This window comes from Fodinicola feengrottensis, from assembly GCF_039530045.1.
Lineage (GTDB): Bacteria > Actinomycetota > Actinomycetes > Mycobacteriales > HKI-0501 > Fodinicola > Fodinicola feengrottensis.
Map to the genome: position 1 here is coordinate 88,369 of NZ_BAAANY010000004.1, position 20,096 is coordinate 108,464.

Here is a 20,096-nt window from a genome sequence, read left to right on the forward strand (position 1 = left end):
CTCCTGCCGGAGGGGCGACAACATCGGCCTGGCGGCCGATGGCGCCGGACGGGGCTGGGTCCCGTCGAAGTTGACCAACTTGATGGAAATGGTGACGGTCTCGCGCGGGGTGGGGTACGTGGGGCTGGGTCCCGTACAAAGTTGACCACTTTGGTTTAGAGGTGACAGTCCCGCACGGGGTGGGGCCGAACGGGGGCGTGCGAGACCCTAACTTTTTGGCGCATGGGGGTTGGATATGCTGGGTGAAAGGTCTGGGAATGGGGGAAACGAGGTGCTTCAGCCGGCGGGGTTCTGGCATCGGGCGAGTGGGGTGGGGATTGACCTTGTGCTGACGGTCGTGGTCGGGGTGGCCGCTTATCTGGTTGGTGGCGGGCATCGGATCGAGGGCGGCGTGCACGTCACCTGGCAAGTCCCGGTAGCGGTGGTCGGGTTCTCGGTCTTCAATCGGATTCTGGTGCAGTGGATATTCCGCGCCAGCATCGGAAAGCTGATTGTTGGCTTGCGGGTCGTGACGGAGTACGGCGAGCGGGCCGGCTTTTGGCAGCTGGTCCGATACTGGTTCCGCAACAGTTTTCTGGTCGCGGTGTTCGCCGCAGAGCTTGGTGGCGGAGCGAGCTCAGGTCTGGACCCGGGCAAGAGCCGACTGATCGTCGCGGCGAGACATCAGCCGCTCGATGCGCCGACGCGTACGAGGGCCTGACGACTGACCGACAACGGCCTCACCATTGCCCTCAGATGGCGCGTACGGGTATAACTTTCGCTATTTAGCACTAACTGTCGTTCGGGCGGGAGCGACGGGTAGCCGTCTTCGGTCGTGAGGACCGTCGTCTCAGGGAGAGCCAGCATGCGTACGTCCCCCGCCAAGGCGCTTTTGCGCGCAGCGCTACCCATAGTTGTCAGTGCCGCGATGGTCGGTGCCGTCCCGGCAGCCGGTGGTGCCGCAGCAGCGAGCCCGGCCTTCCCAGCCCACTATGCGGCGCCATACCTGGAGATCGGCAGCTACAACGCCGACGACATGGCGGGGAATATGAAGGCCACCGGTACGAAGTTCTTCAAACTCGCCTTTCTGAGCGCGAACTCCGGCTGCAGTTCCTACTGGGAGGCCGACGACAGCGAGGGCGTCGGAGGGTTCAAGTCGCAGATTAACGCGTTGCAGGCCGCCGGCGGCGAGGTGATGCCGTCCTTTGGTGGCGGCGGGGGCCACGAGGTCGCGCAGACTTGCACGAACACCACGAGCCTGACCGCGGCGTACGCGAACGTCATCAACACCTATTCGGTGCCACGGCTGGACTTCGACATCGAAGGACCGATCCTGGACGACAGCACGTCCAATTCTCGACGCAATGCCGCGTTGGCCGCGCTGCAGACGCAAAATCCGGCCGTACAGGTCGAATACACGCTCCCGGTGGCCCCGAATGGCCTGCCGTCCGAGGAAATGGGACTGCTCCGGGACGCCAAAAGCAAAGGGGTGAAAGTCTCCGTAGTCAACTTGATGACAATGGACTTCGGCGACGGGGAAAGCGCCCTCAACAACGCTATTTCGGCGGCCAAGGCAACCGCGAGCCAGTTGGCGAACCTTTACGGGATCTCGGTTTCGGCCGCGTACGCGATGATTGGTCTGACTCCGATTGCCGGCAAGAATGACGACGACGAGAATTTCACCCAGGCCAACGCGAAAACACTGGAAACATTCGCTGCCAGCAATGGTGTTGCCGAGCTGTCGTTCTGGGAGATGTACAGTTTCGACAAAAAGACCGGCTACGCGTATTCGAAGATTTTCAACGCCATCACCAGCTGATCCGGCGTCCGGCCGCGTCGCCATCTCCTGATGCAGCCGCGGCCCGTCGCAGCCGACGCACGATTTTGATTGACAAATCGCTCATACAGTGAGGGTAGTGGGCATCCTAGTCGGCCGAGAGGTGCGTACGGGCGAGATCGACGATGGACGGCTCGGCCAGCGGAGTGATCAGTACGAGCTGAGCGAGTGACCCGGAAATGGTCACCGGGCGCGTCTTCGACGCGTCCAGAGCCGCGATGAACCGCCAGGCGACCAGGTTGGCGACATCCTCGCGTACGTCCGCGTCGACCCACGCGGTCGCGATCAGCGCGAACAAAGCGGCCTCGGTGACCCAGTCCTCAGGACCGAAGGCGAGGTCTATAAGGACCGCGCGACGGGTCGACTCACGCCAAGGCTGGTCGGCGTCGTGGTGGGCGATGCCAAGGCAGGCCCAGGCCTGGACGGCGCGAATCCACTCCGGCCACTGGGTCGGATCCGGTGCCGTCGGCGGATGGACGAGGACGCCGAGGAGGTCGGTCAACGGCAGGCTGGCGAGGCGTACGGCGTCGTCGAACGCGGCCGGAAGATGCCGCCATCGCCACCCGGCAAGCGATTCCAGCGCCTCCAGCGCGTTCTCGGACGGCGGCCGCACCGCGGGTTTCCCGTCCGGACGCCACACGAGATAGTCCATCGCGGCCTGCGGCACCTGCGGGTGGAACTGCGGCACCGGCAACCACGCGTCCGGCTCAGGGCGGTCAGTGATGGTGATCGTGAAGTGTGGAAGCGCGCGCTCGCAGGCAAGCAGTGCGCTCGGCGGCTCAGGGGCCGACAGCGTCAACGTCAGCGATCCGCCGTCGTCGCCAGCGCCCTCCTTTTCGATCACCTGAGCCAGAACATCGACCACGGCCTCACTGGCCGCTGGGATCGGGCCGAGCCAGTAGCGCGTACGAGCGCCCTGTTGAAGCACGTTGTCCGCGTGCCCGTTGTCCGGATGGGCGGCCACGTAGTCGGCGAGCGCCACCAGGTGGGCTGGGTCGTCGTCCCGCCGAAAGCGCATGCCGCAGGCGGTCGGGAACGCGCTCTCGTCGTCCGGATCCTGCTCAAGCGCGCGCTCCACCCATGCGAGGCCCTCCTCGGCCCGGCCGTCGCCTTCCAGTAGCTCGCCGATGTCGGTGAACAGCGCCAGGTTGCCCGGGTCGTACGACAGCGCGCGCAGCCATGCCTGTTCCGCGTCCGCGATGCGTTGCTGCGCCCGGTACGCGTAGCCCAGTGCCAGCGCCGCGTGGAACGACGGTCGCAGCTGCTCGGAGCGCAACGCGAGGTCAGCGGCACGTACCGGATCGCCCATCCGTCGTACGAACATCGACGCGCTGACGAACAGCGCTGCGGCGCTCGGATGGGCGCCGAGCGCGGCGGTGATGAGCTGCAGGTATGGCTGGAAGGGCGCCCGCCGGTCGGCGCCGACCGGGTCGGCCATCACGCCGAGCAGCCGGCCGACCCAGCCGCTGAGGTCGTCCGGGTCCAGGTGAGCCGCCAGCGCCGGGTCGAGAACCCACGGCACGGCTGCCCAGTGGCCATCCGGGTCGTGGCATTGCGCGGAAACCAGCAGGTTCAGCGCCTCGGTGGCCTGGCCGTGGGCGGCGAGCATATGCGCCCGGGCGACCACTGTTCCGAGGTACGCCGGCTGCTCGGTCGAAAACAGGTCCAGGTCGCCGAGCGTGGCGAGCAACTCGTGCGCCTCGGGCAGCGTCGGGGCGCAGACGAGCGCACGGGCCACGTGGTCGGCGGCGTGTTGGCGGTCGCCCTCGTCGAGCGCGATCCGGGCCATGCAGAGCTCGCCCTCGGCCTCCAGCCGCGGGTCGGCGACGCCTTCTGCGTTGGTCATGAGGTCGTACCCTGCCACATCCCAAGGCCCTCTCGGGCGGACGGTCCGGGGCGATGTTTGGGCAGGCAGCGCTGCACTTTAAGGGCACGTTAACCGTACTGAGGATGCTTGTCCCATCAGATTGACACGTCTTCCGGCAGGTGGTTCAGATGATGGAACGTCTACCAGTTCTTCTTCACGCTCGTGACCCGATTTCCTACGCGGGGATCAAGGGGCAGTTGGCTCCGCGTCCTGAGGTTCGGATCGTCAGCAACGACGAGTGGCAGTCCGCGCAGGTCGCGTTGGTGGTGACGGACCGGATCGATGAGACCGCGATTCGCGCTCTTCGTGGCCTGCGGGCTCGTGGGATCAACCGGTTGGTGATCATCGCGACTCAGATCGAGGAGTCGGAGCTGGTGGCGGTCGTGGAGATCGGTGTCGCCGGTCTGGTACGCCGCGCGGAGGCTACCGCTGAGCATTTGGTGACGGTGTTGAAGTCGGCCGCGGCCGGCGATGGGGCGGTGCCGCCGGATTTGCTGGGGAGGTTGCTTAACCAGGTCGGTCAGCTGCAGCGGCAGGTGCTCGGCCCGCGGGGGTTGACCTTCTCCGGTCTGGCGGAGCGGGAGGTGCAGGTGCTGCGGTTGGTGGCGGACGGGTTCGACACCGAGGAAATCGCGCAGAAGCTGTCGTATTCGCAGCGTACGGTCAAAAACGTGCTGCACGACGTGACCAGCCGACTGCACCTGCGCAACCGCTCCCACGCCGTCGCGTACGCCCTCAAACACGGCCTTATCTAGCCCGCAAGAAGACGGTATGGGCGGCACCCGGTTCACGGGCGCCGCCCATAGGCATGTTGGAGTTTTCTAAAACCGCCGACAAAGCCGCCATTTCGTACGTCCTCTAGCCTGTGCTTCAGTCCGCCGGTATTTCCACCGCCTGCCGGGGAGACGGGCCGAGCAGGAAGAACACCGCGATAACCGCGGTCAGGGCCAGCGTGATCCACGGGTGGATCTGGCTCAACAGGGTGGAAACGAGATATACGGCGAGGCCCAGCAGATAGCGGCGGCCGACATCGCGCCGGAACGCCGCGCTGATACCCGGAACCAGCAGGTCCCGGCGGGCGGCGTGCCGCCAGATCAGGTTGAAGGCCAGCGCGCACGCGGTCAGCGTCCCGCCGTACAGCAGCATCGCCGTACGTCCGTCCGCGTCGTTGAGGTGATGCTCGGCGACCAGTCGGGTCGGCAGTGGCAGGAACGAAACGAAAATCAGCAGGAACAGGTTGCTCAACAGCAGCAGTTGGTCGACTCTCGCGATCGTACGGAAAAGCGTGTGGTGGTTGGCCCACATGATCCCGATCTGCAGGAAACTCGCCGCGTACGCACCGATTTGTGGCCAGGACGCCAACAACGCGGCCGCCAACGACTGACCGTGTTCCGGTTCGACGTGCACGTCCAGGATCAGCAGCGTGATGGCGATCGCCAGCACGCCGTCGCTGAAAGCCTCGAGCCGGGCCGCGTCACCGCGCTCAGCGCCTCCGGCCCACCGGGAAAATCGCCCCGAACCGTCACTCACGCCGTCTCCCACCCCTCGCGGTCAGTACCGGTTCCGGATCTTAGCGACTCCCGCCTCCGCGAACTTGACTGTGAGGTCGCGAATATCGGCTGGAGTGGCAGCTGACCTAGTTTTCCGGCGGCCGAAGTTGGGCATCGGCGACCGATGCAGTGCAACTGGTAATGCGATCAACTACAGCGGAGGCCGGCTTCTGGTCTGGCCTTGTCATCGGGGCAGCCGCGGCGGTCGCGACGAGACCTCCAGCTCCGCCAGGACGGTCCCCGCTCCCCGTTGGCGAACCTTTGACGTCCTTCGCGAACTCGGCGTTTTCGCTGACGACACGCCGATAACCACTACCAAAACGTCGATTTCGCGGCGTGGTTCAGCAAATCCTGTCCACTGCGGACGGTCGTGCCTTCCTCGGTGGCGAAGGTGAAGGTCAGGGCTTTGCGGGCCTGGTCGATCAGGTCCAGCATCGCCTGATGATCGGGCGCCTGCCCGGAAACAATGTCCAGCCGCTGAGTGCCCACACCGTCATGGATGGCACCACCTGGCGACACATACCGCCGATAGCTGACGATCCCGGGCAGCCGGCTGACCTCCCCGATTCCTTTCACCGATACCAGTGTGCCGCGCAGCCGCGGGGCCGGGGTCGCGAAGGAGAAGAAGACGCCGTCGTACCGCGGCGGCGGCAGGCGTACGTCCTCGCCGAGGGCCACCAGTGCTGCCGTACGAACGAAATCCAGGCCGGCCGCGCGCACCGAGATGCCGTTCAGGTAGCCGGCCAGCCGGCCGTTCACCTCGATGATCCGCGGCCCGTCGTTGGTAAGCTTGATTTCGGTGTGCACCATGCCGAACCGGACGCCCAGCGCTTGGATCGCGGCCGTTGTGAGGTCCAGCACCGCTGGTTTCTCGGCTTCGGGCAGGACGGCTGGCCAGAATTCACCGACCTCCCGGAAAGGCGGCAACATCGGCAGTTTCCCGGTGATCGCGAGGTGTGCGATCCGGCCGTCGCAGACGGTGCTCTCCACCGAGACGTAGTCCGCGAACGGTCCGGACGCGCGGCCGCGCAGGAAATGTTCGAGCTGCATCGGGAACGGCGTTCCGCGTTCGGCGAGCCGGCGTACCAAATCGGCGCCCGCGTGCGGGTCCTCGATCGGGTACGCGTCCCGGCTTCCCTGTCCGCGTACGGGTTTCAGGACGGCCGGCGTACCCACCAACTGTACGCACCGGTCCCAGTCGTCCGGGCCGGCGACCAGCGCGGACGGCACCGGATCGACGGCCGCCAGCCGGGCCCGCTGCAGGCTCTTGTCGGTGACCAGCGCGGCTACTTCCGGAGAATGGCCGGGAAGATCGAGCTCTTCGGTGAGGTTGGCGGTCAGTCGTACGCGCCGCTCGCTGAAGGTGAGTACGGCGTCCGGCCTAAGGGCACGCACCTCGTCGATGGCTTCTTCGGGGATGTGTACGCAGGTGGCCAGATCGTCGATGAGCGGTGCCATACCGTCGTTGTGATCCGATGGCGGCAGCGCGAAAACGACCTCGCCGACCTCCTTCAAGCCGGTGACGATCTCCGCCGGCGAGACAGCACCTTCGTCATAGACAACAACGATTCGCGGCATTTTCGCGGCCCGCCTCACGCCAGCAGGCGGCTGAACTCCGCCGCCAGCGCCGGTTCGCGGAGCAGGTCCAGCGTGGTGATCGCCGCCACCTGCATGATGGTCGCCGCCGGCAACAGAGGCGCCCAGTAGCTCCGAACGTCCTCGTGGGCGTACATGCAGACGACCGCGGGACCGGCGTAGTGCTGCGGAGTGTGGTGCTCCTGGGCGAAAAGCGCGCCGGCGAACAGCACCATCCGGCGGTAGAAATCGGCGGCCGGCAAGCCGTCCTCGAACCAGCGGAGCTCGGCCAAGTCCCGTACGACGCTGTCCAGATCGGTCAGGTCCCGACCGAGTTTGTTGCGTACGGTGCCCAGTTGAAATTCCACCAGCTCGGTGAGCCCGAGCCCGGGGTCCATTTCCGGATAGTCGCCGGACGGCCCGGCCATCACCAGCGTCGGCACGTCTTCGCCGCTTTCGGTGAGGATCCTGGCCATTTCCTGGGCGACGACCGCGCCGGAACAGAATCCGGCAAGGTGGTACGGGCCCTGCGGCTGGAAGGCGCGCAGCTCCTGAACGTAGTTCGCGGCCATGTCACGGATGGACAGGAATGGCCGGACCTTGGCCGTACGGCCGCGGTCCTGGAATCCGTAGACCGGCCGGCCCTGCCGGAAGTTCTCTGCGATAGTCCCGAAAAACTGGGCGTGGCCGGTGCCCATCGGGACGCAGTAAAGCGGCTCACGAGTGCCGTCGGCGATGATCGGCACCAACGCGGCCGGCGCGGCCGGATCGGTCGGATCGATGCTCTCCCGCCAGACCCGGCCAACCAGATCATCGGTGGGCGAGGTCGGCTGCGGCTCGTCGGCGCACAGGTGCTGGGCCAGCTCGGCCGGCGCCGGATGGTCGAAAACATCCATCGCCTTGACCTCGACACCGGCATCTCGCAGCCTTTTCACCACGTCCACCACGAGAAGTGAGTACGCGCCGAGGTCGAACACGTTCTCGTCGGCCCGCACGTCCAGGTCCAGCAGTTCCGACCACTGGGCGACCAGCAGTTTTTCTACCTGAGAGCGGTCCAAGGTCATCGATCGGTCCTTCCGGAGAGATGCAGGTCGCCGGCCGCGAGCCGGGTCAGTTCCTGCCGGTCAAGTTTTCCCGAGCTGGTCAGCGGCAGCCGGGGAACCGCCACATACCGCCCGGGCACCATGTAGCGGGGGAGTCGGGACTGTGCGTGTTTCCTTATTTGGCCTGGGAAGTCCAGACCCCCGCCAACGACACAGGCGACCAGCAGTTGGACGCCCAGCTGGTTGGTCACCACAGCGACCCCGGCATCGTCGACGTCAGCACAGTCGCGTAGCACCACCTCTATTTCACCGAGCTCGACCCGGAAGCCGCGCAGCTTCACCTGCTGGTCGGCGCGGCCGAGATATTCCAGCTCACCGCTGGGAAGTTCGCGGGCCAGGTCGCCGGACCGGTAGCAGCGGTGACCGTCCACAAGCGGAAAACGCTCGGCGGTGAGGTCTGGCCGGTTCAGGTATTCGCGAGCCACTCCCTCGCCGCTGAGCCACAGCTCGCCGGTCTCGCCGGCTGGCACCGGCAAGCCATCGTCATCGCGTACGTCGACTCGCAGATGCGCCAACGCCCGGCCAATCGGCGAGCGAACCGGCCCGGCCAGCACCTCTCCGGTGATTTCCTTCCAGGTGGCGAAAATCGTGGTCTCGGTGATGCCGTACATGTTGATGACGACCGGCCGCCGCGCTGCTGGCAGGGACTCAAGGAAGTCGCGTACCACCGGCAGATCGACCGACTCACCGCCGAAGATGAGATAGTGTACGGGCAGCGGCGGGTGTCCGGCGGCGGCATGGGCGCCTTGCAGGGCACGGAAAACCGACGGCACCTGGTTGAGCACCGTGACGCCGTGCCGGTCCACGAAGGCCAGGAAGTCCTCGGCGGAGCGGGCGATGGTGTCAGGCACGATCACCAGGGCGGCGCCGGTCGCCCAGGCGCCCCACATTTCCCAGACGGAGAAGTCGAAAGACACCGAGTGAAAGAGTGTCCACCGGTCCTGATGGTCGGTGCGTACGAGCGGCAGGGTCGCTTTCACCAGGGACAGCACGTTGTCGTGGGTGAGAACGCAGCCCTTCGGGCGTCCGGTCGAGCCGGACGTGTAAATCACGTAGGCCGGGTCGGACCCCTGGCCGGCGACACCATGCCCGGCGATGGGCGTGGGGTTGGCGCCGAAGAAGATCGCGTCCGTCTCGTCGAATCCGCAGTTTTGGGCTTGTACGGCCGATCCGACGAAGAGCCGGGCGCCGCTGTCCCGCACCATGTCCCGCAGACGGGTCGGTGGATTTGATGGCTCCAGCGGAAGATAGGCCGCGCCGGCCTTCAGAATTCCCAACAGGGCGGCCAAACCGGCCCTCGTACGGGAGGCTTCCAGGCACACCAGCTCGCCAGGCCGGACGCCTTTGTGGTGCAGGGCAGCGGCGATTCCGTCGGACTCGCGGTCGAGCTCGCGGTAGGTCGCGGTGCCGGACTCCTCGATAATCGCCGGATAGTCGGCACCGGCCATGACGGTGCGGCGAAACACCTCGGTGAGGGTCCGTTCGGTGATAGTCATGAGATTGCTGCTTTCTCTATTCGGGTGCGTTGTGCCCAGCGGGCAGCAGCCGGGCCAGCAACCAGGCCCAGCCCGAAAACCACCGCGAGGGCCAGCCAGCCCATCGCGTGGCATTGCCCCAGCAGGGCGGTCACCACTACCGGGCCGATGACCCGCGGGCCAATCTGGCCGAGCCGGAAAACCGCGCCGTACTGACCCTGTCCGCCTTCTGGCGCAAAGGAAAATCGCATGCACCAACGGGCCGCGGAACTGCCCATCTCGCCGCCGGTGAGGGCGACGACGGACGCCACCAGGACCAGCACGGCGGCCCACACCGGCACCGCGGCCGAGACGGCCGCGAGCACGCACATGGCGATCAGGGCGACAAAAGAGATCTGGAGCGTACGCACCGCACCGGGAATCGTCTCGGCGCCGCGGGCCGCCCGGGCTTGGAAAATGACCACGAGGACCGTGTTGACGGCCAGCAGGCCAGGCACCAGCCACCGTGGTGCGGTGGTCTGGGTGACCACCCAGAGCGGCAGCCCGATCTCCAGCACGGTTTCGCTCAGCAGCGCCAATCCGCTGACCTGAGCCACCGCCAGATAGGGGAGATCGGACAGCGCGGCCAGCCGGTGGACGGAGGCGTGGACGGCGCCGGTGCCCGGAACATGCGGCAATCGCAGGTAAAGAGCCGCGGTGATGAGGGTGGTCACCGCGTATCCCCAGAACAGCCCGAAATAGGCCGCCGGAACGTTGGCGGCGACCGCCAGCCCGGCCAGCAACGCGCCCGCTGTCATCCCGATGTTGTAGATGCTGCGCAGTTGAGCGGACAGCCGGACCCGGTGCGAGCCACTCATGGTGCCGGCGATGACGGCCTCGTTCGCAACATTCCAGCCGGCGTCGGCGACCCCGAAAACCACCGCGGTCAGTAGGAAAACCCAGTAGTGACCGGCCAATGGGAAAACCGCGAGCGGGATAGCTTTGAGGACACACACCGCGACAGTGACCTCGCGCGGCCCGAGCCGGTCGGCCAGCCGGCCGATCGGGATGCCCAACGCGAGCCCGGCCAGGCCCGCCGCGGACAGCCCGGATCCCACTTGGACGCCGGAAAATCCTATGACGTGTACGAAATAGACCGCGCTGCCGGCCTGGTAGAGGCCGAGACCGATGCTGCCGAGCAACGAGGTGAGTACGAGCAACCGGCCGGCGCTGGTCTCGGCGACCAGGGTCGTACGGAGGTGCCGGACGACGACGTTTGCCATCAGCGCCGCCGCAACCGGAGCGAGGCGACCAACGCGGGGTTGAGTTTTCCCTTGTGGGTCGCGGTGACCGGCGCGAGGAACCAGGGCTGATCGGTGCCCATCAGAGCCGATCGTACGGGCACATATCCGGCGTCGGCGGCCGAGATCGCGAGGCCGGACGAGACGATGCCGTCGGTGCCGACCAGGCCCACGCCGTGCCACGGCAGCATGCAGGATCCGCCCAGATAACCGAAACCGACCGTGCCGGGCCGCGGATGGGGGGACAGTCGGACGTACGGCCTGGGCACCAGCGCCTCCTCGTAGGCCACCTCGCGGTCCGCTCGGATGGCCGCCAAATACCGGATGGCGTCCGTCCAGGCCCTGCTCAGCACCTGGCCTCTTTCCTTGCCCAGTACCGGATCCGTCACATCGAACACGTCCACGTACAGCTGGCGTGCCCAGTCCTGCGGTCGCATCGGCCGCGGTGCGGGAGGCAGGGTGACCGCGTAAACCAGGGAACGGAAAAGCGCGGCCAGTGAGGGCGAGCCGGTCCCGTCGGCAAGCCTTCGGTCGGCCTTTTCCAGTGCCCGCAACGGTGATCGCGTGACGTCGATGCCGTCGAGAGTCGCGGTGATCGTTTGTACGTGCCTGCCCACCGCGCGCAGTCGTTCGGCGACCGGGTCGGCGCCGAGCCGGTCCATCGCCAGTGCGTCGAGGTCATGGACGGTTAGCACATCGGTGCCCACCAGCTCCTGGAACTCGGCGAGTTTGGCCTGGTACGGGCGAAGCAGCTCGGTGGGGCGGGGGCGGAAATGGTTCCCGTCGGACAGCACCATGATGTGCAGGCCCGGCGGGTAAACCCGTCGGACCGCTCGCTGCAGCTCGCCGAACCGGGCGAGTGCCGCCAGTTCCCCGAAATCCGGCAGTGGGCCGGCGGTCTTGAGCCCGTTGTAGTCAAGTTTCGCCGGAAAACCGAAGGTCATCACCCGGATCGGTTCGCCACGGTCGACGAACGGCTTGATCGTCTGCTCAGCCAGCGACCACGGATAGTTGTCCCGCGATCCCTTGCGGAACTGCTTGCTCAGCAGGATTTCGTGCACTTGGCCGCCGATGGTTTCGGCTCGGTCGCGGGCCAGGCCGGCGGTCCGGTGGGCGGCCGCCGCCGTTGCCGCAAGCAGCACCGAGACAAGGAACAGCGAAGCCTCGTCATCGAGGGTGACGGCGTGAGACGCCGACGCGCGATGATCGCGCAGTTCACCCAAGGACAACTCGGCCAGCGAGCGAGCCGGCGCCGGTCCGGCCGGATCGGTCAGCCCGTTTCGGGGGGATGTCTCGAAGGTCGCCACATCCGCGGGGCGGAAGGTGAACACGGGCGTGATACCGGACCGGCGCAACGCCGGTGGGGTGAGCACGGTTGGCCCGAGAATGCCGGCACCGGTCAGTGCCCGGAAAATGTCACGGCGCTCGTTCCGCTTCGGTACGGCGAAAACCGTCCGGCCGCCAGCGTCGTACACCTCCCAGCAGAACCGTCGCAGTCCGGCCAACGCCACCAACTCGCCGTCGATGACAACGGCCGGCCGAGCCGTACCAGGCTGCCGGCGGGCTTGCCGGGCGGCGGTCGCGACGTGATCCAGCACGTCCCGGAGGATCTTGTCCTGTTCTGGGCTGACCGCGTGTCCACCCCAGGCCGTGTGCGCGGTCGGACCAAGAAAACGCAGTTCCTCGTCGATCGTACGAATGATGGCGCAGCGGATCTGATCCGGCGCGAACATTGTTCGCGCCGGGATTCGCTGACCCAACCGCAGCAACGTTGATCGCAGGTTTGGCCAGCTCTGTGAGGTCCCCCCATGGTCGAAGAAGACCCGGCCGGTGGGGTGGCCGTGACCGGAGAGCTCCACCGAGACGTCCTCGGGAAGGTGCCGGTCGTAGCGATCGAGCAGGATGCGCGAAACCCGTGCCGTTGGTCGTACGACCAATTCCAACAGAACGTCCAGTGGGTCTTCGTCGGCGCAGCAGTCGGCGACCAGCCGATTGACGGCGCGTGGCGAACACGCCAGTGCGGCCAGCGAAACCGATCTGCTCACCGGGGCGGGCGCACAGTGCAGGGACAGCATCGGGTCGGCCGAGATCACGCCGTGGAGCGTGCCGTCCGCGACGGCTGAACAGGCTTTGCGCGGCATCAGTCGCGATAACCCTCTCGCTAGACTTGCCCCGCCCGCCAGAAAGCAACAGTACCAAATCATATGCCGAAGTTTCATGCCATTGTGATCTTGCTCGCCGGATCGGACCGCGCTGCAGAAAACGTTAACTCGCGGTCCTGTCACCTTCCTTGCGTATGACTGTCAGTTGCGCCTTCTGCGAGAATTCCAGCTGTGAACCGCCCTGTTCGGCAGACGACTCGCGACCTGCGTCGCCACAACCGCTCCGCGCTGCTGTCCCGGCTCTACTTGCAGGGGCCGACGAGTCGGCAGGATCTGATCGGCGCGTCCGGCCTCAGTTCGGCGACGGTGAGCAACGTGGTCGCGGACCTGATCGCGGACGGGCTGGTGATGGAGGCCGGGCTGGTGGACTCCGACGGTGGCCGGCCCCGGACGTTGGTACGGGTACGCGGCGATGTCGGCTTCGTGGCCGGCGTCGACATTGGTGAGACGCACGTCCAGATCGGGCTTTTCGACTTCATGCTCACCGAGGTGGGCACCGCGGTCTTCCCGTTGGAGACGGCCCAACCGGCCCCGGAACTGATCGCAGACCTGCTGGTCAGGGGCGTGAAAGAGGTGACTGGGCAGGTTGGCGTCGACCCGGCCGACCTGCTCGGAGTGGGGGTCGGCGTGCCCGGCGCGGTGGTGCCTGGACAGCCAGAGTTGGTGTACGCGCCGACGCTGGGCTGGTCGGGCGTACCGCTCGCCGCCCTGGTGCGCCCGCACCTGGACGCGCCGCTGCAGTTCGACAACTGCGCTCGTACGCTCGGCCAGGCCGAGGTCTGGCGTGGCGCCGGCCAGGGCGCCCGGCGGGCCATTGTCGCGTTGCTTGGCGTCGGTGTTGGAGCCGCGCTGGTCACCGAGTCCGACTCGCTCGGCGGCGTCACCAGCACCACCAGCGAGTGGGGTCACATGGTCGTCAACATCGGCGGCCGGCCGTGCCGCTGCGGGTCGCGCGGCTGTCTGGAGGCGTACGTCGGCGCCGAGGCGATCCTGGACGACTACTTGCGGCTGCCGGGCGCCACCGCGTTCCGGGCGACCGGCACCGAGGCCCGGCTGGCCGAACTGATCGCCGACTCGGTCGAGCCAGGCCCGGCCGCCCAGACGCTGGACACGGCCGCCGAGGTGCTGGGCATCGGCATCGCGGGCCTGGTCAATCTGCTCAATCCGGACCACGTGGTGCTGTCCGGATGGGTGGGTCTCGCGCTCGGCCCGAAGGTCCTGTCGGCCGTCGAGGCGACCGTACGACGGCATGCGTTGCCCTACCTCGCGGGCAACGCCCGGATCGTGGTGGGCGAGCTGGGTCCGGAGGCGGTGGCGATGGGCGCCGCGACCATGCCGGTTGTGCGGCTTTTGATGGCTGGCGGGGTAAAAGAGGTCGCGAACGGGCGTTGACCTTTGCCTGCTTTGGACTTAGCTTAAGTCAAAAGCAAAGGCCGAGCCCGCGGAGTGCCCATGCTGTCTGACGCCGCCCTTTTCATCGACGGTACGTTCCAACCGTCCCGGACCGGGCGCGTCGACGCGGTCATGGAGAAGGCCACTGACCAGCCAATAGGCAGCTATGCGCAGGCGGACGCCCAGGACGTGGATCGGGCGGTGGCCGCCGCTCGTACGGCCCAACCGGGCTGGGCCGCGTTGTCGGCGCCGCAGCGCTCAGCCTACCTCACCGCGCTCGCCGGCTATCTGGATGCGCGCCAGGAGGAGCTCATCGTCCTCAGCATGCGGGAGACCGGGGGCGTACGGCTGAAGGCCGAGGACGAGGTGACGACCAGCATCCGGCAGCTGCGGATTTCGGCCGTACAAGCGGTGGAGAACGCCGGTGATGTGCTGCCGCCGTACAAGGCCGGGAAGCTGTCGCTGTCCCGGGCGGTGCCGCTGGGTGTGATTGGGCTGATCACGCCGTGGAACTACCCGATGAACCTCGCGATGCGGGCGGTGGCGCCGGCGCTGGCTTTCGGCAACACGGTGGTGCTCAAGCCGGCCGAACTGACACCGATCATTGGCGGCCAGGTGCTCGCCGAGGCCGCCGCCCACGTCGGCCTGCCGCGTGGAGTCCTCAACGTCGTCACCGGCGACGGCCCGGAGGCCGGCTGGGCGCTCGCCGAGCACCGCGGCCTGGACCTGCTCGACTTCACCGGCTCGCGTGCGGTCGGCCTCGCGATCACCGCTTCGGCCGCCGCCGACCTTCGGCCCGTACGAGTGGAATTGGGCGGAGACAACGCATTCCTGGTCTTGGAGGACGCCGACATCGACCTCACCGCGTCCTGCGCGATGGTCGCTTCGCTGGAGTTCCAGGGCCAGGCGTGCATCAGCTCCAGCCGGCACATCGTGCATCGCGCGGTGGTCGATCGCTACGTCGAGGCGGTGACTCGGCGGGTCGAGGCACTGCGAGTCGGTGACCCGCTGTCCGGCCAGGTCGAGCTTGGGCCGCTGATCAGCGCGAAGCAGCGTGATCGCGTCCATAAGGACATCGTCGAGCGGTCGGTCGCGAAGGGTGCCAGGGTGGTCGCCGGCGGTACGTACGATCGGCTGTTCTACCGGCCGACTGTCCTTATGGACGTCACGCCGGATATGCCGGCGTTCACCGAGGAGATCTTCGGGCCGGTCATCCCGATCACCGTGGTCGACTCCGAGGAGGAGGCGATCGCGCTGACCAACGGCTATCCGATGCTGATGAACTCGGTGTTCACCGCCGACCTGGTCCGCGGCCTCGGCGTCGCCGAGCGGCTGCGGGCCGGCGAGGTGCACGTCAACGACGCGTACGCGCGGCACGGCGCCGACAACCAGATGTCCGGATTCACCCAACGCCAGTGGATCGGGTTGCAGCGGACCCCGCTGGACCTGCCGAGCTGGACCCGTGACCCGTTGACCGCGGGTCTCTAGGCACTTACGTTAAGCCGCGTACAAAGTCGGCCCCGTCTGTGAGGAACCGCGATATGAAGACCAGACTCGGCGCAGCGGTCGGGGCCGTTGTCGCGCTCGCCCTGCTGCTCAGCGGCTGTGGTGCCGCCTCGTCGGATGCGAAGGTCACGCTCACGATGTGGGCGTGGGATCCGAACATCGACAAGGTCGTCGCGCTCTGGAACGCCGCGCATCCGACCATCCAGGTGAAGGTGTCCAACCCAGCCGGCGGTGACCAGTTGGTCAGCAAGATGATCACCGCGCACCAGGCCAAGAACGGCCCGGACATTGGGAAAGTCGAATACCAGTCGCTGCCCGCGCTGGTGGCCGGCGGGGTCGTACGGGACATCACCGACGACACCAAGACGACGGTCAAGGATTTCGATGACGCCACCCTGAAAGCGACCCGGTTCGACGGGAAGGTCTACGGCATCCCGCAGGACAGTGCACCGCTGATGTTGTTCTACCGTACCGATGTCTTCCAGAAGTACGGCTTGGCCGTACCGACGACCTGGGACCAGTACGCGCAGGAAGCGCGGACCTTGCACCAAAAGGCACCTTCGGTGCAGATGACCAACTTCGACGCGCAGGATCCCGGCTGGTTCACCGGCCTGGTCCAGCAGGCTGGCGCGAACTGGTGGAGGCTGAGCGGCACCACCTGGCACGTCGACATCAACGACGCGCTGTCGAACAAGGTCGCGGCCTACTGGCAGGGCCTGGTGCAGGACGGGCTGGTCGCGAAGAACCCGTCCTTTTCCCCGCAGTGGAACAAACAAATGAATGATGGCAGCCTCGCGACCTGGGTTTCCGGCGCCTGGGCGCCCGCCCAGCTGGGCGGAATCGCGCCGAGCACCAAGGGAAAGTGGACCGTCGCGCCGTTGCCTTCCTGGACCGCCGGCGACACCAGCACCGGCATCTGGGGTGGCTCGGCGATGACCGTGACCACCGACTCGCAGCACCCGGCGCAGGCCGCGCAATTCATCTCGTGGTTGAACACCGACCCGACCGCTGTCACCGCGCAGATCAAGCAGATCAACATCTACCCAGCCGCGACTTCGGGCCGATCGCTGGACGTTCTCAAGAGCCCGCCGGCGTTCTTCCCCAACCAGGCCAACTACTACGACCTGGTCAAGCAGGCCGCACCCGGCGCGCACGCCTTCACGATGTGGGGGCCCAATGTGACGGTCACCTTCAGCAGCTACACGGATGCCTTCGGCAAGGCACTGCAGTTTGGTACGCCGTTCAGTGCCGCTTTGGACACCGTGCAGAGCGCGACCGTCTCGGACCTGAAAAAGAAAGGATTCACCGTCGCGTGACCACCCTCTCGCCAGTCGCCCGCCGGCGGCACTCCCGGCACCTGCTGCCGTACGGGCTGGTGCTGCCGGCGGTCGTGCTCTTCCTGCTTTTCGTGGTGGCACCAGGTATCTACGCGTTGATCCTCAGCTTCGAAAGCCGCAAGGTGACCGGCGGTCTGCTCGGCTCGACCACCACGGTGATGTTTGCTGGACTGGACAACTACGTCGGCGCGTTGAGCGACGGCGGATTCTGGGCCAGCTTGGGCCGGATGCTCGTCGTCGGGATCGTCACGGTCGGCTGCACAGTCGGCCTGGCCCTGCTTTTCGCTCTGCTGCTGGACACGCCTCGCGCCCGGCTGACCCGGTTCGCCCGACTGTCCATCTTTCTCCCGTACGCGGTGCCCGGCGTGATCGCGACGCTGCTGTGGGGCTTCCTCTACCTGCCGGCCACCAGCCCGATCGGTGGCCGCGTCATCAACTACTTCGGCGTCACCGAGGTGTATTTCACCGTCGCCAACGTGGCGATCTGGGGCTCGGTCGGCTTCAACATGATCGTGATGTACACCGCCCTGCGGTCACTGCCACCGGAAATCTACGAGGCCGCGCGGCTGGATGGCGCATCCGATCTGCAGATCGCCGTGCGGGTCAAGGTGCCGCTGCTGCGGCCGGCCATCGCGATGTGCTGCCTGTTCACGGTGTTGGCCGCGCTTCAACTTTTCAATGAGCCCAACACCTTGCGGCCACTGTCGAATGCGATCTCGTCCGACTGGGTGCCCTTGATGAAGATCTACACCGACGCGTTTGTCAACGCCGACATCTCGTCCGCCGCGGCCACTTCGACGCTGATTACGGTGGCCGCGCTGGTGGTTTCCTTGGTAGCGGCCCGAATGGTGCAAGGCCAGGTCGGCCGGGCTGGAAAGGGCGACGACTGATGGCGGTCACGGTCGCCGCGCGTACCAACGCCCTGCCGGGGCAAAATGCTGGCAACGGGCGTCGTGGACCCGCCCTGGTGCCGACCGCGGTGCTTGTCATCGGCGCTGCCTACTGCATCGTACCGGCGCTCTGGATTGTCATCGCGGCCAGCAAAACTCCGGCGCAGCTGTTCAGCAGTGCCACGTACTCGCCGTCTTTGGGTCCAGGTATCGTCACCAACGTGCGTGATCTCTCGTCGTACGACGGCGGGGTGTTCTGGCACTGGATGCTCAACAGCCTGCTCTATGCCTCGGTCGGCGGGATTCTGGCCACCGCGGTCTCGGCCGCCGCCGGTTACGCGATCGCGAAATATGAGTTCCGCGGCCGAAAGATGATTTTCAACGCCATTCTCGCCGGTGTGCTGCTGCCGCAGATCGTACTGGCCATTCCGCAGTATCTGCTGTTGTCGAAGATCGGTCTGGTCGACAACTACCTTGGGGTGATCCTGCCGCAGCTTTTCAACCCGTACGGGATCTATCTGTGCCGGATTTACGCGATGGGCTCGATTCCTGACTCTCTTCTGGAAGCGGGGCGGATTGACGGGGCCAGCGAATTCCGGCTGTTTTGGTCCGTGGGCCTGCGATTGATGCGATCTGGGCTGGTGACCACGTTTCTGCTGCAGTTCGTGGTGGTGTGGAACAACTTCCTGCTGCCATTTGTCATGCTCACCAGTGATGACAAGTTTCCGCTGACCGTTGGTCTCTACAGCATGTTGCGCCATGGTGCGGACGAGGCGTCGCTCTATTCCTTGGTGATCACCGGAACTCTGCTCGCGGTGGTTCCGGTGATCGCTCTCTTCCTTTCCCTCCAACGTTACTGGCGGATCGACCTGGTGAGCGGCGCACTGAAGTGACGGCTAGAACGCGAACACGCCGACAATGAGGTAGGTGTTCAGGGCGATAATGACCGCTGCGCAGGAGCTGGCAGCGATCGTCGTGATGCGCCGATTGACGAATGGGCCCATGACGTCACGCCGTCGGGTCAAAAGGACGAGCGGGACCAGGGCGAAGGGGATCCCGAACGACAGGACGACCTGCGAAAGGACCAGGCTGTCGGTCGCCGGCAGTCGCAGGCCGAGGACGACAAGCGCGGGCAGCATGGTGACGCCTCGGCGGAGGAAAAGTGGCAGGCTGCGGTTGAGGAAGCCTCTCATGACGACCTGGCCGGCGTACGTGCCGACGCTGGAGGACGAGACGCCGGAAGCCAGCAGCGCGACGGCGAAGACGAGGGCGGCGCCGCCGCCGACGTAGCGGTCGAGGTCGGCGTGGGCGAGCAGGATGGGGTCGGCGCCGCCGAGGCCGGTGGCGTGCAGAAGTGAGGCGGCGAGGACGAGCATCGAGACATTGATGAGGCTCGCGGTGCCCAGGGCCACGATGACGTCGGCGCGCAGGGATTTGAGGAGTTTACGGCGAACTTCCTCACCTTCGCCGCGGCCGCGAGCTTTCGTCAGGGCCGAGTGCAGGTAGATCGCGTGTGGCATGACGGTGGCGCCGATGATGCCGACGGCCAGCAGAACGCCGTCAGGGCCGGCAAAACTGGGGATCAGGCCGGCGACGACACCGACCGGATCGGCGCCAACCCAGAAGAGGTCGTACGCGAAACCAAGGAAGACGACCCCGAACAGCGCGGCGATCGCCAGTTCGAATCGGCGATAGCCGCGCTGTTCCAGAGCCAGGATGGCGAAAGCCACCACTGCGGTAATAAGACCGGCCACCGGCATAGGTACGCCAAAGAGCAGGTTCAGGCCGATCGCGGCGCCGACGAATTCGGCCAGGTCGGTGGCCATGGCGACGAGTTCGGCCTGGACCCAAAGTCCGAAAGACACCCGACGGGGGAGCCGTTCGCGGCACAGCTCGGCCAGGTCGTGTCCGGTGGCGAGGCCGAGTTTTGCCGACAGGTACTGGATAAGCATGGCCATCACGTTGGCGACCATGATCACCCAGATCAGCGTGTAGCCGTATTGGGCGCCGGCGCTGATATTGGTCGCGAAGTTGCCGGGGTCGACGTACGCGACAGCGGCGACGAACGCCGGCCCGACCATGGTGGTGGCCGGGCGCAGCCTGGACACGCGGGGACGTGGCCGTACCGCGGCAACGGCAGGGT

Annotated in this window: 16 protein-coding genes; 8 read left to right on the forward strand and 8 right to left on the reverse strand. The window is 66.4% G+C overall.

Translation table 11 applies throughout. The annotated features are described in order from the left end of the window. The first annotated feature begins 235 nt into the window (after window positions 1–235). Both ABD301_RS06005 and ABD301_RS06010 read left to right on the forward strand, forming a co-directional pair. Window positions 236–700, forward strand: coding sequence for an RDD family protein (locus ABD301_RS06005; RefSeq protein ID WP_344307905.1), 465 nt, complete (start codon window positions 236–238; stop codon window positions 698–700). Between the two features lie 144 nt (window positions 701–844). After that, complete coding sequence (locus ABD301_RS06010) at window positions 845–1,798, forward strand: glycosyl hydrolase family 18 protein (protein WP_344307907.1); 954 nt, start codon at window positions 845–847, stop codon at window positions 1,796–1,798. A 106-nt stretch (window positions 1,799–1,904) separates the two neighbouring features. Here ABD301_RS06010 and ABD301_RS06015 read toward each other — a convergent pair whose 3' ends face one another. Beyond that, entirely contained in the window at window positions 1,905–3,662 is a 1,758-nt protein-coding gene (locus ABD301_RS06015) for a hypothetical protein (protein ID WP_163569732.1), read from the reverse strand. 149 nt (window positions 3,663–3,811) lie between these two features. Here ABD301_RS06015 and ABD301_RS06020 point away from each other — a divergent pair, with 149 nt between their 5' ends. Then, window positions 3,812–4,438, forward strand: coding sequence for a helix-turn-helix transcriptional regulator (locus ABD301_RS06020; RefSeq protein ID WP_279582522.1), 627 nt, complete (start codon window positions 3,812–3,814; stop codon window positions 4,436–4,438). 115 nt (window positions 4,439–4,553) lie between these two features. On the opposite strand, the gene ABD301_RS06025 is transcribed toward ABD301_RS06020, so the two are convergent. From ABD301_RS06025 to ABD301_RS06050, 6 genes are all read right to left on the reverse strand, one after another. Continuing rightward, window positions 4,554–5,213: a TMEM175 family protein gene (locus ABD301_RS06025; RefSeq protein WP_344307914.1), complete on the reverse strand. Its 660-nt coding sequence runs from the start codon at window positions 5,211–5,213 to the stop codon at window positions 4,554–4,556. A 332-nt stretch (window positions 5,214–5,545) separates the two neighbouring features. Next, entirely contained in the window at window positions 5,546–6,811 is a 1,266-nt protein-coding gene (locus ABD301_RS06030; RefSeq protein WP_344307916.1) for a hypothetical protein, read from the reverse strand. Between the two features lie 14 nt (window positions 6,812–6,825). Continuing rightward, window positions 6,826–7,872 carry a thioesterase domain-containing protein gene (locus tag ABD301_RS06035; RefSeq protein WP_344307918.1) on the reverse strand — a complete coding sequence of 349 codons (1,047 nt, stop codon included), beginning with the start codon at window positions 7,870–7,872 and terminating at the stop codon, window positions 6,826–6,828. Beyond that, window positions 7,869–9,407, reverse strand: coding sequence for an amino acid adenylation domain-containing protein (locus ABD301_RS06040; RefSeq protein WP_344307920.1), 1,539 nt, complete (start codon window positions 9,405–9,407; stop codon window positions 7,869–7,871). Before ABD301_RS06040 ends, ABD301_RS06035 begins: the two co-directional genes overlap by 4 nt. Continuing rightward, complete coding sequence (locus ABD301_RS06045) at window positions 9,404–10,648, reverse strand: MFS transporter (RefSeq protein ID WP_344307922.1); 1,245 nt, start codon at window positions 10,646–10,648, stop codon at window positions 9,404–9,406. The genes ABD301_RS06040 and ABD301_RS06045 overlap by 4 nt, the downstream gene beginning before the upstream one ends. Further along, the gene (locus ABD301_RS06050; protein WP_344307924.1) at window positions 10,648–12,807 is read right to left on the reverse strand and encodes an L-tyrosine/L-tryptophan isonitrile synthase family protein; all 2,160 of its coding nucleotides are present in this window, start codon (window positions 12,805–12,807) and stop codon (window positions 10,648–10,650) included. Before ABD301_RS06050 ends, ABD301_RS06045 begins: the two co-directional genes overlap by 1 nt. 192 nt (window positions 12,808–12,999) lie before the next feature. On the opposite strand from ABD301_RS06050, the gene ABD301_RS06055 reads away from it, so the two are divergent. The 5 genes from ABD301_RS06055 to ABD301_RS06075 are packed head-to-tail and all read left to right on the forward strand — an operon-like array spanning window position 13,000 to window position 18,846. Beyond that, on the forward strand, window positions 13,000–14,220 hold the full coding sequence (locus ABD301_RS06055) for an ROK family transcriptional regulator (protein ID WP_344307926.1): 1,221 nt from the start codon (window positions 13,000–13,002) through the stop codon (window positions 14,218–14,220). A 60-nt stretch (window positions 14,221–14,280) separates the two neighbouring features. Further along, on the forward strand, window positions 14,281–15,708 hold the full coding sequence (locus ABD301_RS06060) for an aldehyde dehydrogenase family protein (protein WP_344307928.1): 1,428 nt from the start codon (window positions 14,281–14,283) through the stop codon (window positions 15,706–15,708). 53 nt (window positions 15,709–15,761) lie between these two features. Next, complete coding sequence (locus tag ABD301_RS06065) at window positions 15,762–17,042, forward strand: ABC transporter substrate-binding protein (RefSeq protein WP_163569720.1); 1,281 nt, start codon at window positions 15,762–15,764, stop codon at window positions 17,040–17,042. Next, window positions 17,039–17,953 (forward strand): carbohydrate ABC transporter permease, encoded by a 915-nt coding sequence (locus ABD301_RS06070; RefSeq protein WP_163569719.1) that lies wholly within the window; start codon window positions 17,039–17,041, stop codon window positions 17,951–17,953. Before ABD301_RS06065 ends, ABD301_RS06070 begins: the two co-directional genes overlap by 4 nt. After that, window positions 17,953–18,846 carry a carbohydrate ABC transporter permease gene (locus ABD301_RS06075; protein WP_344307933.1) on the forward strand — a complete coding sequence of 298 codons (894 nt, stop codon included), beginning with the start codon at window positions 17,953–17,955 and terminating at the stop codon, window positions 18,844–18,846. Before ABD301_RS06070 ends, ABD301_RS06075 begins: the two co-directional genes overlap by 1 nt. A gap of 3 nt (window positions 18,847–18,849) precedes the next feature. Here the strand turns inward: ABD301_RS06075 and ABD301_RS06080 are convergent, their stop codons facing one another. Then, window positions 18,850–20,061, reverse strand: a complete 1,212-nt coding sequence (locus ABD301_RS06080; RefSeq protein WP_344307934.1) for an Nramp family divalent metal transporter — start codon at window positions 20,059–20,061, stop codon at window positions 18,850–18,852. Between the last annotated feature and the right edge of the window lie 35 nt (window positions 20,062–20,096).

Excerpts from the sequence above, each read along its gene's own strand:
- ABD301_RS06005 (WP_344307905.1), top strand. The coding sequence starts at position 236 with ATGCTGGGTGAAAGGTCTGGGAATGGGGGAAACGAGGTGCTTCAGCCG.
- ABD301_RS06010 (WP_344307907.1), top strand. The coding sequence starts at position 845 with ATGCGTACGTCCCCCGCCAAGGCGCTTTTGCGCGCAGCGCTACCCATA.
- ABD301_RS06015 (WP_163569732.1), bottom strand. The coding sequence starts at position 3,662 with ATGACCAACGCAGAAGGCGTCGCCGACCCGCGGCTGGAGGCCGAGGGC.
- ABD301_RS06020 (WP_279582522.1), top strand. The coding sequence starts at position 3,812 with ATGATGGAACGTCTACCAGTTCTTCTTCACGCTCGTGACCCGATTTCC.
- ABD301_RS06030 (WP_344307916.1), bottom strand. The coding sequence starts at position 6,811 with ATGCCGCGAATCGTTGTTGTCTATGACGAAGGTGCTGTCTCGCCGGCG.
- ABD301_RS06035 (WP_344307918.1), bottom strand. The coding sequence starts at position 7,872 with ATGACCTTGGACCGCTCTCAGGTAGAAAAACTGCTGGTCGCCCAGTGG.
- ABD301_RS06040 (WP_344307920.1), bottom strand. The coding sequence starts at position 9,407 with ATGACTATCACCGAACGGACCCTCACCGAGGTGTTTCGCCGCACCGTC.
- ABD301_RS06045 (WP_344307922.1), bottom strand. The coding sequence starts at position 10,648 with ATGGCAAACGTCGTCGTCCGGCACCTCCGTACGACCCTGGTCGCCGAG.
- ABD301_RS06050 (WP_344307924.1), bottom strand. The coding sequence starts at position 12,807 with ATGCCGCGCAAAGCCTGTTCAGCCGTCGCGGACGGCACGCTCCACGGC.
- ABD301_RS06060 (WP_344307928.1), top strand. The coding sequence starts at position 14,281 with ATGCTGTCTGACGCCGCCCTTTTCATCGACGGTACGTTCCAACCGTCC.
- ABD301_RS06065 (WP_163569720.1), top strand. The coding sequence starts at position 15,762 with ATGAAGACCAGACTCGGCGCAGCGGTCGGGGCCGTTGTCGCGCTCGCC.
- ABD301_RS06075 (WP_344307933.1), top strand. The coding sequence starts at position 17,953 with ATGGCGGTCACGGTCGCCGCGCGTACCAACGCCCTGCCGGGGCAAAAT.